The organism is Achromobacter sp. D7-1 (assembly GCF_059760445.1).
In genome coordinates, this window is the sequence record NZ_JCBAMT010000133.1 from 1 (window position 1) to 13048 (window position 13048).

Here is a 13048-nt window from a genome sequence, read left to right on the forward strand (position 1 = left end):
TGTCATGTTTGGCCGCCCGCGCGGCCAAACATGACGGGCAAGTCAGGATTCGTCCCTGGCCACAGCTCCAGCAGAGCAACAAGCCAAAAGACTCGTAGTCCGCCGGCGCGGGTGGCGTGGCGGCGAGCAACCTCGATGCGCCCGAGGGAATCTGAAGGAACCGCCGCAGGCGGTGACGAAGATGACGAAGGGGCAGTCCGGAGCGAACGCTCCGGACCGCGATCGTGGGCGCTCGCCGCCACGCCACCCGCGCCGGCGGACGGCCTACGAAGCAATCAAGTGGGAACAAAATGCAGTGTTCCCTAGAAAGGCGAGCTACTCGCCCGCCCAAGCTCCAGCTACCGCAGTCACTCAGACAACGGATCCTGAAACTGCGAACACTTCACCTGCACCAGCTTCCGATCCTGCAACCGCAAAGCCGTCAGCGACCCGCCCCACACGCACCCCGTATCCAGGCAAATTACATCCGGCCGCAGCAGCAACCCCAGCGTCGACCAATGCCCGAACACGGTTGTGATGTTCCGCGTGGCGCGGTTGGGCACGTCGAACCAGGGCACCAGGCCGGTCGGCCAGGCGCCCGGCGTCACCTTGGTGGCGAATTCCATGTGGCCATTGGGCGTGCACAGGCGGATCCGCGTCAGCGCATTGATGATGACCCGCATGCGCTTGCCGCCCTTGTGGTCTTCCTTCCAGGTGGCCGGTTCGTTGCCGTACATCTTCTGCAGCGCCTTCTGCCAGTTCGGTCCGCGCAGGGCGTCCTGGACTTCGCCGGCCAGGGCCAGCGTCTTGGCGACGTCCCATTTGGCCAGCGTGCCGGCGTGGACCAGCAGATGGTTCTGTTCAAAATGGGCCAGCGGGCGAAAGCGCAGCCAGTTGATCAGGTCGACCGCGTCCGGCGCCCGCAGGACGTCCTCGAGCGTGTCCGATTTGGAAGGCTTGCGTACTCCTGCCGCCGTGGCCAGCAGGTGCAGGTCATGGTTACCCAGCACTGTGGTCGCGCGGTCGCCCAGGTCGATGATGCGGCGCAGGGTTTCCAGCGACTGGGGCCCGCGGTTGACCAGGTCACCGGCGAACCAAAGACGCGACTGGGGATCGCCGACCAGTTCGGGGTGGGACAGCAAGCGATCCAGCGGCGAGCAGCAGCCCTGCACGTCGCCGATCATCCAGATACTGCCGTTCATGCGGGACTTTTGCTCCAAGGCCAACGTTGTTGCACGATCCGCGTGATGGTGTGGCGGTACTCCATGTAGCCCATGGCGCCCAGCGCCACGATCATGGCGCCGATGTTCGGGCCCAGAGCGGTCAGCCAGGCCGGCCATTTGCCCAGCATGCCCACATTCAGGGCCAACTGGTTCAGCATGAAGAAGCCCACGCCCAACAGGATGCCGATGAAAACCTTGGCGCCTACGCCGCCGCGGCGCGTCTGCATCAAGCCGATGGGGGCGGCAATGGTGATCATGACCAGCAGGGTGAACGGATATGCCAGTTTGCGCCACAAGGCGACGACCTGTCGACCATATTGCAGCTGGTTGTTGCGCAAATAATCCACATAGTCCAGCAGCGTGGCGATGGACATGCGTTCAGGGGTCAGCACCCGGGCCAGCAGGCGCTCGGCGCTGAGCGTGGTGTCGATATTGCGCTCGGGCAGCTTGACCACGGTGGCGGGCGGGTGCTTGGGCGGACGCGCGTTGGCCAGCGCTTCGGCAGCCTCGTCGTCCAGGCGCGTTTCGGTGACGTCCTTGAGCAGCAGGTCGCCCTGGGTGAACAGGCCGGTCGGTGCGGTGGACAGCGCGGACAGCGTCTGGTCCTTCTTGAATTCATAGAGGGTCACGGCGCTGACCTGACCGTCGCCCTTGAGTTCGCCGATGTTGATGATGCGGGTGCCGCCGTCGGCGGTGGGTTCCTTGAACCAGTAGCCGCTCTTGAGGCGGTCGCCGCCGGCTTTGCCGCGGAACAGCAGGTTGGCTTCGCCGGATTTGATTTCCGCCCAGGGCGTGACGTACTCGGACAGCAGGCCCGCGCCTATCATCAGCGGGATCGTGACGATCCAGAGCATGCGCAGCAGCTTCATGCCGCTGACGCCGGACACGCGCAGGATGACCAGTTCGTTGCGCTGGGCCAGTCCCGCCAGCGCCAGGATGGCGCCGATCAGCAGGCCGATGGGCAGAAGGTCATAGAGACGGGTGGGAATCGCCAGGGCCTGCATGTACAGCAGGGCCATCATGGAGAACTTGTCGCCCACGTTGTCCAGATCGTCCACCAGCGCGAAGAACGTGAAAAGGCCCAGCAGGGCCATAAGGACCACTGCGCAAGAGCGATAGATCTCGCGGGCCAGGTAGCGACGTGCGGTGCGCATGAAAGAAAGGGGAAACGCCTAAACCCGAAAGCTTAACAAATCCCGCCGCTGAAGGTGGGGCCGGAGCGCTGGATCCGTGTCAGGGAATCTCGACCATCTGCATCCGCCGCGTCAGGACGCCGACCCGGGAGTTCAGATACCGGGTGTTGCGGTGGGCGTCGTAGAAGCGCGGGTTGGGCAGCATGGCCGCCAGCCGGGCCGACTGGCTGGCCCCCAGGTTGGCGGCGGTGGTGTTGAAATAATGCTTGGCGGCGGCCTGGGCGCCGAACACTCCCTCGCCCCATTCCGCCACGTTCAGATACAGCTCCAGGATCCGCTCCTTGCTCATGACATGTTCGATCATGTAGGTCAGGACGAGTTCCTGGCCCTTGCGGATGTAGCTGCGGGAACTGGACAGGAACAAGTTCTTGGCCAGTTGCTGGGTGATGGTGGAGCCGCCGCGCATTTTGCTGCGGCCGGCGTCCTGCTGTTTCTGATTGTATTCCCAGGCCTTGCGGATGGCATCCCATTCGACGCCGTCGTGCTCGGTGAAGTTGGAGTCCTCGGACGCCACGACCGCCCGCTTGAGGTTGCGGTTGATCTTGTCGTAGGGCACCCATTCGTACTTCAGCTCGAAATCGGGGTTGCCGTCGCTCAGGCGGGACCGTTCCTCGCGCATGATCGCGCTGCTGCCAGGGGGGCGGTAGTTGTACCAGACCACCTGGGCGAACAGCCAGAACTGATAGAGCAGCACCAGGCATACCAGCGCCATCAGCGCGCCGCTGATGATCCGGAACCAGGAGCGGCCCTTGCGCGTCGCCATGCCGCTTATTGCCCGGCCTGGAGCGCCTCGCGCAGCGCGACCAGCACCGGGGCGGGGTCGGGACGCACGCCATGCCAGATGTAGAAGCTTTCGGCTGCCTGGCCTACCAGCATGCCGAGGCCATCGGCCGTCAGGGCGGCGCCGTCGGCTTCGGCCTGCTTCATGAAGGCGGTGGGCCGGGCGCCGTACATCATGTCGTAGGCGGCTGCGCCGGCCGCGTAGAGGCCGGGGGGCAGGTCGGGGGCGGCGTTCTGCAGGCCGCTGGCGGTGGCGTTGACGACCAGGTTCCAGCCGCCGGCCTGGGCGGCGTCCGCCAGGCTGCCGCCCGTGACCGCCGTCTGCGGCGACACGCCGCTGTCGCGCCAGGAGGCGGCCAGTTCTTCCGCCTTGGAGGCGGTGCGGTTGACGATGTGGATGCGGCCGCAGCCGGCCTCGGCCAGGGGCTGCAGTACGCCTCGGGCCGCGCCGCCGGCGCCGACCAGCAGCACGGATGCTCCGGTGAGGCGCACGCCCAGGCGTAGCAGGTCGGACACCAGGCCCACGCCATCGGTATTGCAGCCGTGCCAGGCGCCGTCGCGCCAGGACAGGGTGTTGACCGCGCCGGCCAGGCGGGCGCGGCTGGACAGGCGGCCGGCGGCCAGGGCGTAGGCGTCCAGCTTGAAGGGCACCGTCACATTCAGGCCCAGCCCGCCCTCGGCCACGAAAGCGGCGACCGCATCGGCAAAGCCGTCCACCGGCGCCAGCAGGCGGTCGTAGCGCAGCGGCTTGCCGGTCTGTTCGGCAAACATGGCGTGGATCTGAGGCGAGCGGCTGTGCGCGATGGGGTTGCCGATGACGGCGTATCGGGCAAGAGGGGGCGCCTCGGTCATGGGGCTTGGGTTTCCAGGGTGTCGTTGACGAAATGCCAGGTGCGGGTGATGACCAGCACGTCCGTGTCGCGCGCGATATCGGGCGGGAACGGGGGGAAGGGCGCGGCCAGCTGGACGATGCGGCGGGCCGCCTGATTCAGGACGGCGTGCGGCGAGGGTTGGTCGATCTCGACATCGGCGATGCTGCCGTCGGCGCGGACGGACACCGTGATGCGCAGCGAGCCGTAGATGCGGCCGCGCGCCTCGTCCGGGTAGTGCTGGGTGCCGACCGCCTCGATGCGGGTGCGCCAGGCGTCCAGGTAGGCGGCATAGCGCGAGGCCTCGGCGGAGGGGGCCACGAATTGCTTGCGCGGTTCGGCGCTGTACTGCTGGACTCGCGCCGCCAGCGCGGCCACCTGAGCGCTCTGGATGAGGCTGGCCTGGTCCTCGGCGTCGCGGCCCAGGTCAGCGCCGTCGGGCCAGGGGTTGACGGCCTGGCGCTCGGCCCCGGCTTTGTCAGCGGCGCGCAGCTGGGTCATCAGGCGGGTCTGTTCGGCTTCCAGCTGCACCTGGCGGCGGCGCATGGCTTCAAGCACGATGGTCTCGGCCGATTCGCCGGTGCGGGGCAGCGGGGTGGTGGACATGCCGCGCTCGGCGTTGCCGCCGCCGCTCATCTGGTTCTGGGCCTGCGCGCGCGGGGTGTCCGGGGGCGTCTCGCTGCGGGCATTGAGCAGCACGACTTCCAGGCTGGTGACCGGCGGGCGCGAGAGCGCGGGCGCGCCAAAGCGCCACGCCAGGGCGCCGGCGTGCACCAACAGCGATATTGCGATGCCGATGCGCAGGTAATGCTGGGCGGGTGCGCCCAGCCACCGCAGGTAACGGCTCAGCGGGGAAGGGGAATCAGCGAGGCGTTGCACCAGCGCATTGTAGAGCGAGTCCAGGTCCGCCGGGCGCCAGGGGCGGTTCACACTGACAGCCTACGCCACGTGCGCGGGAGCCCTGGGCCCCGGGCTTGTAACCGCCCGGGGTGGGCGCCAGGCGGCTCCTCAGGCGGCGGTGCGGGGAAAGACCCAGACCTTGCTGGCGGGCAGGGCCAGCCGGCAGGGACCGGGTTCGCGACCTTCGGGGCCATAGGCGCGCAGGGCCAGGGTGTGGGCCGGGTCGGCGTCGGGAGTACGGAACAGGTACTCCCAGCGGTCGCCCAGATACATGCTGGTCAGCAGCGGCATGTCCAGGTGGTTGCCGTCAGGGTCGTCCGCCAGGCGCACCTGCTCCACCCGGATGACGGCGGTGGCGTCCTGGCCCTGGGCCAGGCCCGGGCTGGCCTTGCCCCACACAGAGAAGCCGCGGCCCTCGATGCGGGCCTGGCCGTCGCGCACTTCGGTCACCTTGCCGTCCAGGCGATTGTTGCTGCCCATGAATTCAGCGGTGAACAGCGTGGAGGGGGACCCGTACATCTCTTGCGGCGTGCCCTGCTGTTCGATCTTGCCGTTGTTCAGCAGCAGGATGCGGTCCGAAATCGCCATGGCTTCGCTCTGGTCATGCGTCACCATCAGCGCCGACAGGCCCAGGCGGATGATCAGCTCGCGCAGGAAGGCGCGGGCCTCTTCGCGCAGCTTGGCGTCCAGGTTGGACAGCGGCTCATCCAGCAGGATCACGGGCGGGCTGTACACCAGCGCCCGGCCGATGGCCACGCGCTGCTGCTGGCCGCCGGACAGGGCGTGCGGATGGCGCTGGCCCAGCTTGCCCAGGCCCAGTTGGTCCAGCACCGCCTGCACCCGTTCGCGCACCTCGGCGCCGGGCACCTTGCGCAGCTTCAGCGGGTAAGCCACGTTCTCGAACACGGTCTTGTGCGGCCACAGCGCATAGGACTGGAACACCAGGCCCAGGTTGCGCTCCTCGGCGGGAATCTCCTTCTTCGCCGCGCCGTCGTACACGACGCGGTCGCCGATGGTGATGCGGCCGCGCTTGGGGCCTTCCAGGCCGGCCACGGCGCGCAGCAGGGTGGTCTTGCCGCTGCCCGAGGGGCCCAGCAGCGACACCACTTCGCCCTGGCGCAGCTGCATCGACACGCCCTTGAGCACCGGGTTGTCGCCGTAATCCAGGTGCAGGTCTTCTACAGAAAGCTCAATCATGAAGTTTGACTCCGAATCGCAGGGCGATGCCCAGGCCGATCACGACCAGAACGATATTGATGAAGGAAAGCGCGGCCACGATGTCGATGGCGCCCGAGGCCCACAGCGACACCAGCATGGAGCCGATGGTCTCGGTGCCGGGCGACAGCAGGTAGACGCCGGTGGAGTACTCGCGCTCGAAGATCAGGAACATCAGCAGCCAGGAACCGATCAGGCCGTACTTGGCCAGCGGCACCGTGACGTGGCGGGTGACCTGGCCGCGGCGCGCGCCGGCGCTGCGGGCGGCCTCTTCCAGTTCGGGGCCTACCTGCAGCAGGGTCGAGGAGATCAGCCGCAGGCCATACGCCATCCATACCACCGTGTAGGCCAGCCACACGCTGAAGATGGTGCTGCGCATGGCGCGCAGCCATTCGATGAAGTTCTCGCGCAGCCATTCCGCGAAGGGCAGGGCCGACAGCCAGCCGCCTTCGTCCAGGGCATTGTCCAGCCACATCGGCACGAACAGGAACACCCACAGGAACGCCAGGCCGGCCAAGAGGCCAGGCACGGCGCGCGGCACCAGCACGCTGTAGTCCATGAAGCGCGTGATGTTGTCGGGCTTGCGGTGCATGGCCAGCCCCACGAACATGTAGCACATCACGGCCAGCGCGCCGCCGAACACGCCGATGGCCACCGAGTTGACGATGGCGCGCATCAGGTTGGGCTGCGCGAACACGGTGCGGAACGCGTCCAGCGACAGCACGTCGAACAGCGACACGCCCATGCCCCAGTTGGACACGAAGGCGCGCAGCAGCACGCCCAGCAGCGGCACCACGATGGTCACCAGCAGCCAGAACGCCACCACCGCGCCAGCCACCCAGCGCCACTTGCCCAGCGGCAGGGCGCGGGCCCGCGAGGCCTTGCCCTTGACGGTGACGAAGCGGTTGGCGGTGCGCATCAGGCGGCGCTGCAGCATCACCAGCGGGATCGTCATGCAGATCAGCACCACGGCCACGGCGGCCATCAGGTGATAGGACGGGATGCCCAGCTTGTTGGTGAGCTTGTACAGGTAGGTGGCCAGCACCAGGTTGCCTTCGGGGTCGCCCAGCACCAGCACCAGGCCGAACACTTCCAGGCCCAGGAAGAACAGCAGCACGGTCGCGTAGAGCATGGCCGGACGCACCATGGGCAGGCTGACCGACACCATCACGCGCAGCGGCGAGGCGCCGGCCACGCGGGCGGCTTCTTCAACATCGGAGCCCATGCTGCGCAGCGCCGACGAGATGTACAGGTAGGCGTGCGGTACGTGGGTCAGGCCGGCGATGACGACGATGCTGGTCAGCGAATAGACGTTCCAGGGCACGAAGCCCAGCAGGTTCTGCGCCCAGATCGAGAAAAAGCCCACGGGGCCCGCGGCCACCACATAGCCGAAGCCCAGCACCATGGGCGACACGAAAACCGGCACCAGGATCAGCGGCTCGATCCAGCGCCGGCCGGGGAGATCCGTGCGTATCATCAGGAAGGCCAGCATGCCGCCCAACGGGATGGCGATGACGGCCAGGCCGAAGGCCAGGATGAAGCCGCTTTTCAGGGCCTTGTAGAAATCGGGGTCCGCGAAGATGAAGCGGAACGCGTCCAGGCTGAAGGTCTTGGACGGGGCAAAGAAGGGCGCGGACAGAAAGCTCTGGATGATGATGAACGACAGCGGCACATAAATCGCCAAAGCCGTGATCAGCACCACCACGCCGCGGGGCAGGGACTGCCATTTCGAGCGCAATGACTGCATGGGGAATCCTGTGTTCTTGAATGGCGCGAAGGTCGCGCGGCCGGGTCGGAGGCGACCGCCCCGGCGGCGGTCAGGCGGACGGCGGCGCGCCGCCGTCCCCTACGCGCAAGGCGATCCGGAACCGTTGCATCGTTCCGGGCCGCGCGGCATTACTTGCCTGCCGCGGCGCGCCAATCCTTGATGAACTGCAGGCGCTTGTTCTGCTCCAGGTAGTCCAGCAGGGTTTCGTTGACCGGAATCGGCTTGAGCGAGGCGCCCAGCTTCTTGGTCATGCCGTCCACGTCGTTGTCGCCTTCGATGTCGTCGCGCACCGAGGCCAGATCGGCCTGATTCGCCAGGATCGTCTGGCCCTTCTGGGACAGCAGGTAGTCCATCCACAGCTTGGCGGCGTTGCGGTTCTTGGCCTTCTTGCTGATGAACGCGACGCGCGACAGGACCAGCGCGTAATCGGTGGGATAGGCCACGCCCAGCGACGGGTCGTTCTTGGCGCGGGTTTCGGCGTACGAGCCCAGAATGTTGTAGCCGATCAGGTTTTCGCCGGACGACACGCGCTCCATCATGGTGCCGGTGGACGATTGCACGATCAGGCCGCCTGCGGCGATGCCCTTGAGCGTCTCGAAGTACTTGGGATCGTTGACCTTGTCCTGCACCGCCAGCATGAAGCCCACGGCCGACTTCTCGATGTCGTAGGTGGTGACCTTGTTCTTGAACTTGTCCGGCTGGCTCGCGATCAGCTTGGCCAGCGCGCCGTGCGTGGTCGGCACTTCGGCGGCGGGGATCAGGCGCTTGTTGTAGATGAACACGGCCGGCTCGTAGGTGGTGCCGTAGGCCGAATCCTTCCACACTGCCCAGGCCGGCAGCTTGCCGACTTCCGGCGACTTGTACTGCAGGGCGTAGTCGCTGGCCAGCTTCAGCGCCGAGTCCATCGACGAGCTCCAGACGATGTCGCCGCTGGTGCCGCCCGCGGCCTGCTCGCTGATGTAGCGGTTGTAGAGCTCGGTGCTGTTCATGTCGTTGTATTCGACCTTGATGCCCGGATACAGCGCTTCGAAGCCCTTGATGACGGGGCCGGCAGCCTTGGTGTCGGTGGTCGAATAGATGACGACCTTGCCTTCCTTCTTGGCGCCGTCCAGGATCTTCTGGTAGTCGGCCGGATAGCCGGCCGGCACTTGCTGTGCAAAGGCGCTGCCGGCGGCGAGGGCGAATGCAGCGGCGCAGGCGGCCGCCAGTTGGGACTTGGCAAGCATGGGTGTGTCTCCGATGAGTTATTGGTACGAGCGGGATCCGTGTCCAGCTTGCGGGCATCTTAGGAGCCGGCGTCTGTCGCCGTCCTGTCATGGCGACAGGTCGCGCCTAGGGGAAATCCCTTGCTGGCAAGGACGCCGCGCGCCCGCAGCCGTCACGGCCGCGCGGGCGTGTCCGTCACCAGCCGGATCCAGTTCTGCACGAAGCGCGAATGGCGGCGCTGGTCCAGTCCGACCAGCAGGGCGGGGCTCAGCACCACCGGCTGCACGATGCCTTGCGAACGCGCCAGCACCGCTTCGGAGGTCCAGCGGCCAGGCGTGTCCTCCATGATGGAGCCCAGTGCCGCATGGCTGGACGCCACTTGCTGGCCGGCCGGCGAAAGCAGCCAGTCCACCAGCGCGCGGCCCAGTTCCGGGCTGGGCGCCTTGCGCGCGATCAGCACCGAACGCGCCAGCACCAGCACGTAGTCCTGCGGAAAGACCACGCCGATGGCTGCGCCCGCCGCCTGCCGCGACAGCGCGTAGGAGCCGAGGATGTTGTAGCCGATGTCGATCTGATCGTGCTCGATCGCGTCCAGGATCTCGGCGCTGGTGGCCGACAGGCGCACGCCGGCCTGGCCCATGGCATTGGCCAGTCCCCAGAAGTTCGACGACACCAGCTCGTCCTGTTCGGCCAGCAGATAGCCCACGCTGCTGGCCGCGATGTCGTAGGTGCCGATGCGGCCGCGCAGCTTGGCGGAGTCGCGTTCCAGCAGGCGCAGCAGATCCTGGCGCGAACGCGGCACGGTGGCTTCGGTATAGCGCTTGGGGTTGTAGACGATGACGGCCGGCTCGAAGGTGAAGCCATATACCTCGTGGCGCCAGATGGCCCAGGACGGCAGCTTGGCGGCATAGGGCGAGGAATAGCTCAGCGCATAGCCGTCGTTGGCCAGCCGGATCTGCAGGTCCGAGGCCGAGCTCATCAGCACGTCCACGTCCTTCAACTGCCCGGCGATGGCGGCCTCGTAGAGTTCGCGGCTGCCCATCTCGCGGTACACCACGGTCACGTCCGGCCGTTGCGACTGGAAGCCCTGGATCAGCGGTGCAACCACCGGCGTATCCGTCGGGCCGGCGATGGTCAGGACGCGGGACGTGGGTTGCGGCGCGGGATAGCGGGTGACGATTTGCGGGATGTCGGCGGCGCGCGCGTCGTTGGAGGATGAGGCCAGCAGCAGGCCCGCCAGGCACAGCGCGCCCAGGCAGGCGGCGGCCGCGCGCCCCGGTGCGGAGCGCGCCAGCGGCAGGATCACGCGTGCCGTCAGGCCACCGCCCGGGCGGTCCTGCAGCCACAGCGAGCCGCCGTGGGCGACGGCGACCGAGCGCACGATGGACAGCCCCAGCCCGGATCCGGGCAGCGTTTCGCCGGCCCGGCCGCGGGTGAAGCGCTGCTGCACGGCTTCTTTCTCGTCGTCGGCCACGCCCGGGCCGCGGTCGGACACGGTCAGCGCCACGCGGAAGCCCGCCACGGGCGTGGCCTGGATGTCCACGGGGCCGTCGGGTGCATAGCGCAGGGCGTTGTCCACCAGGTTGCGCAGCATCTCGCGCAAGGCGACCCGGTCGCCGGCGATGCGGGCGCGGCGGACCTCGGGCGCGATCTCGATGCGCAGGCGCTGTGCCTCCAGCGGGCCGATGCGGCGCCGCGTTTCGTTGACGGTCTCGGCCACGCCCACCAGGGTGCGCGAGCCTTTGCCCAGGCGATGGGTGATGGTGGCGTCCATCAGCAACTGGTTGATCAGCTGGCTGGCATGCGTGGCGTTCAGGTGGATGCGTTCGAGGCGCGCATGCAGCCGCTGCGGATCGGTTTCGTCCAGCGCCACTTCCGCCTGCGCGCGCAGCGAGGCCAGCGGCGTGCGCACCTGGTGCGCGGCGTCCGCCACCAGGGTGTTGAGCGTGCCCATGACGCCGGACAGGCGCTGCATGAAGGCGTTCAAGGCCTCGACCAGCCGTCGCACCTCGCGCGGCACGGGCGTGACCAGCGGCGCCAGATCGTCCGGCGCGCGGCTGCGCAATTCCCGCTCCACCACGCCCAGCGGCGCGAAGGCGCGCTGCACGCCGAACCACAGCAGGCCCAGCGCCACCAGCGACACCACCACCAGCGGCAGCGCGGTGCGTCCCAGGATCTCGTCGGCCAGCGCCTCGCGCGATCCCAGCGTCTCGGCCACGCGCACCGTGACCCAGCCCGCATGCTGGCTGGCCGACACCAGCCGACCCACCGTGGCAACGCGTACGGGTTCGTCGTGATAGCGCAGGTAGGCGAATACCGGCGTGGCCGACTGCGCCAGCGGCAGGCCGGGCGCCAGGTCGTCGTAGCCGGTGATGAGGCGGCCGTTGGAAGTGCGGGCCTCGTAGAACACGCGTTCGCCGCCGGACAGCATGGCCAGCGAGGACACCGGCGGCTCGACGGTGACGTTGTTGTCCTCGATCTGCACGGAACCGGCAATGGTCAGCGCCGAGGCCGCCAGCAGCCGGTCGAAAGCCTGTTCCGCCGCGCGCTGCGCGTAGCCGCGCAGGAAGAACACCAGTCCGATCAGCGCGCAGGCCAGCAGCAGCACGCCCAGCGCGAAGACGCGGCGGCGGATGGAGAAATTTTCAGGGTTGTTCATGGCTGCGGGCCTGATAGCCGACGCCGCGCACAGTGACGATATCGATCGAGGCGCCCGCCAGCTTCTTGCGCAGCCGCGATATCAGCAGCTCCAGCGCATTGAGCGTGCCGTCGTCCAGGTCGAACAGCTGGTTCATCAGCCGTTCCTTGGCGACGGTCTGGCCCAGCTTGCCGAGCAGGATCTCCAGCAGGCGGAATTCACGCCGTCCCAACTCCAGCGGCGCGCCGGCCACGCTGACGTTGCGGTTGGCGAGGTCCAGGCTGAGGTTGCCATAGACGGTGAGGCTGCTGGTCTGGCCGGCGGGGCGGCGCATCAGTGCGCGCAGCCGGGCTTCGAGTTCCCGCAGATCGAAGGGCTTGACCAGATAGTCGTCGGCGCCCAGGTCCAGCATGTCGATCTTGTCTTCGATTTCGGAACGCGCGGTCATGACCAGCACGGGCGCTTCCAGCCCGGCGGCGCGCAGTTCGCGGATAACGGTAAATCCGTCCTTGCCGGGCAGGTTGATGTCCAGCACCAGGGCATCCCAGGTTTCGTCCAGGCCCCAACGCAACGCCGCCACGCCGTCGCGCACCCATTGCACGCTGTGGCCGGCGAAACGCAGCTTGCTTTCCACGGCATCGCCGAGATCGAGATTGTCCTCGACCAGCAAAATGCGCATGTGTTGTCTCCGTGTCTTTTGTGGCTTTCGGGGGAGTGTAAAGGGGTGTGAGGGTTCTGTGGGTCTTGATGCGGGCGCGGGCGTGGTTCTTAAGGCGCCTGTCGCGTCGGCGGCCTGCGGGGCGCGGGGCAACGATTGCGGTCCGGAGCGTTCGCTCCGGACTTCCCCGTCGTCATCGTCGTCCAGGCCTTCGGCCTTCCCTTCCGATTCCCTCGGGCTTATCGACGCCCCGCGCCCCGCAGGCCGCCGACGCGACAGGCTAGGCTGGTTGAATCTTTACGGGCGCTGGGGCGGGTGGTGTGCTTGGCGTTCTTGCCACGGATAGTGGGTGTTGGCGTGTCTTGCGGGGCCCGCCCCAGGCCGGCCGCGCGGGCGGCCTTTTGGGGCTTACGCGGTGTCTTGCGTCGCGCGATGGCGCTGCGCGCTGGTGGTGGGGTGTTCTCGTGGTGATGCTTATGGCAATCGAGAATCGGGACTGAGTTTGGTAGGGCGCTTTTTGGGGTGATGGCCAAGTGCGCGGGTCGGCCAGTAATCGTCACTCAACGCGGGCGCCGGATGGGTGGCGCGCGTCCGGATCTGCATGCGTAAGCGGCTGCCC

General features: G+C 67.6%; 10 protein-coding genes. All 10 read right to left on the reverse strand.

Features of this window, described 5'->3' with window-relative positions:
- Positions 1-347: 347 nt before the first annotated feature.
- Positions 348-1181: a symmetrical bis(5'-nucleosyl)-tetraphosphatase gene (locus tag AC6LKD_RS31405; protein ID WP_498118440.1), complete on the reverse strand. Its 834-nt coding sequence runs from the start codon at positions 1179-1181 to the stop codon at positions 348-350.
- Complete coding sequence (lptG, locus tag AC6LKD_RS31410) at positions 1178-2356, reverse strand: LPS export ABC transporter permease LptG (RefSeq protein ID WP_498118441.1); 1179 nt, start codon at positions 2354-2356, stop codon at positions 1178-1180. The genes AC6LKD_RS31405 and lptG overlap by 4 nt, the downstream gene beginning before the upstream one ends.
- A gap of 79 nt (positions 2357-2435) precedes the next feature.
- Complete coding sequence (gene mtgA, locus AC6LKD_RS31415; protein WP_013391364.1) at positions 2436-3158, reverse strand: monofunctional biosynthetic peptidoglycan transglycosylase; 723 nt, start codon at positions 3156-3158, stop codon at positions 2436-2438.
- A gap of 5 nt (positions 3159-3163) precedes the next feature.
- A complete protein-coding gene (aroE, locus tag AC6LKD_RS31420) occupies positions 3164-4027 on the reverse strand; it encodes a shikimate dehydrogenase (RefSeq protein WP_498118442.1) in 864 nt (287 codons plus the stop codon).
- Entirely contained in the window at positions 4024-4923 is a 900-nt protein-coding gene (locus tag AC6LKD_RS31425; protein WP_013391366.1) for a TonB family protein, read from the reverse strand. Before AC6LKD_RS31425 ends, aroE begins: the two co-directional genes overlap by 4 nt.
- A 129-nt stretch (positions 4924-5052) precedes the next feature.
- A complete protein-coding gene (locus AC6LKD_RS31430) occupies positions 5053-6141 on the reverse strand; it encodes an ABC transporter ATP-binding protein (protein ID WP_492277205.1) in 1089 nt (362 codons plus the stop codon).
- A complete protein-coding gene (locus AC6LKD_RS31435) occupies positions 6134-7906 on the reverse strand; it encodes an ABC transporter permease (protein WP_013391368.1) in 1773 nt (590 codons plus the stop codon). The genes AC6LKD_RS31430 and AC6LKD_RS31435 overlap by 8 nt, the downstream gene beginning before the upstream one ends.
- A gap of 149 nt (positions 7907-8055) precedes the next feature.
- Positions 8056-9153 (reverse strand): ABC transporter substrate-binding protein, encoded by a 1098-nt coding sequence (locus AC6LKD_RS31440; protein WP_013391369.1) that lies wholly within the window; start codon positions 9151-9153, stop codon positions 8056-8058.
- A 152-nt stretch (positions 9154-9305) separates the two neighbouring features.
- The gene (locus AC6LKD_RS31445; protein WP_498118443.1) at positions 9306-11792 is read right to left on the reverse strand and encodes a sensor histidine kinase; all 2487 of its coding nucleotides are present in this window, start codon (positions 11790-11792) and stop codon (positions 9306-9308) included.
- Positions 11779-12450 (reverse strand): response regulator transcription factor, encoded by a 672-nt coding sequence (locus tag AC6LKD_RS31450; RefSeq protein WP_013391371.1) that lies wholly within the window; start codon positions 12448-12450, stop codon positions 11779-11781. The genes AC6LKD_RS31445 and AC6LKD_RS31450 overlap by 14 nt, the downstream gene beginning before the upstream one ends.
- Between the last annotated feature and the right edge of the window lie 598 nt (positions 12451-13048).